Below are 1,231 nucleotides of genomic sequence, written 5' to 3'. Positions count from 1 at the left end.
CTCGGCAGCTCCAGCAGGCGCGCCTCGATCTCGCCCAGCTCGATACGCAAGCCGCGGATCTTCACCTGGTGGTCGATGCGCCCGGCGTAGTCGATCACGCCATCGGCGCGGTAGCGCGCCAGGTCGCCGGTGCGGTACAGGCGCCCGCCGTTGTCGCTGAACGGGTCCGGCACGAAGCGTTCGGCGGTCAGCGCCGGGCGTTGGTGGTAACCACGGGCCAGGCCCACGCCGCCGAGGTACAGCTCGCCGGCACTGCCGCGCACCGCCGGTTGCAGGCTGCCTTCGAGGATATGGGTCTTGAGGTTGTCGATCGGCTGGCCGATCGGCACGCTGATGCTTTCGTCCGGCTGGCAGGTCCAGTGGGTGACGTCGATCGCCGCTTCGGTCGGGCCGTACAGGTTGTACAGGCCCGCCGCCGGCAGGCGCTGCAGGGTCTGGCGGGCCAGCTCGGCCGGCAGTGCTTCACCGCTGCACACCACGCGCTTGAGGCTGACGCAGCTTTCGACCGCTTCGTGGGTCATGAACGCCTGCAGCATCGACGGCACGAAGTGCAGCGTGCTGATGCCGTAATGGTTGATGCATTCCACCAGCAGCTGCGGGTCGCGGTGTGCGCCCGGCTGGGCCACCACCAGGCGCGCGCCGGTCATCAGCGGCCAGAAGAACTCCCACACCGACACGTCGAAGCTGAACGGGGTTTTCTGCAGCACGCTGTCGCTGGCATCCAGGCCGTAGGCTTTCTGCATCCAGCACAGCCGGTTGACCAGCGCCTGATGGCTGTTGCCAGCGCCCTTCGGGCGACCGGTGGAGCCGGAGGTGTAGATCACGTAGGCGAGGTTCAGCGGGGCCACGTCGATGTTCGGGTTGGCATCGCTGTAGCCGTCCAAGTTCTCGGTATCCAGGTCCAGGCTGCGCAGGCCGGCCGGGATCGGCAGGGCTTCGTGCAGATGCGACTGGGTCAGCAGCAAGGCGATGCCGCTGTCCTCGAACATGTAGCTCAGACGGTCCTGGGGATATTCCGGGTCCAGTGGCACATAGGCGCCGCCGGCCTTCACGATACCCAGCAGGCCGACGACCATCTCCAGGCTGCGCTCCATGGCGATGCCCACCAGCACGTCCGGGCCCACGCCCTGCTCGCGCAGCTTGTGCGCCAGCTGGTTGCCACGGCGGTTGAGCTCGGCATAGCTCAGGGTCTGCTCGCCAAACACCAGCGCCGGGGCGTCCGGGGTGGCGA

Annotated in this window: 1 protein-coding gene; it reads right to left on the bottom strand. The window is 67.9% G+C overall.

Translation table 11 applies throughout. The features are described from left to right. Positions 1 to 1,231, bottom strand: a 1,231-nt coding sequence (locus IRZ77_RS26665) for an amino acid adenylation domain-containing protein (RefSeq protein WP_196174636.1), incomplete at both ends; no start/stop codon positions are given.

Origin of the sequence: Pseudomonas pudica (genome assembly GCF_015680405.1) — a bacterium.
Taxonomy (GTDB): Bacteria; Pseudomonadota; Gammaproteobacteria; order Pseudomonadales; family Pseudomonadaceae; genus Aquipseudomonas; species Aquipseudomonas pudica.
Note: the sequence above shows the minus strand (reverse complement) of the source record. Positions and strands in the feature narration are given on the sequence as shown.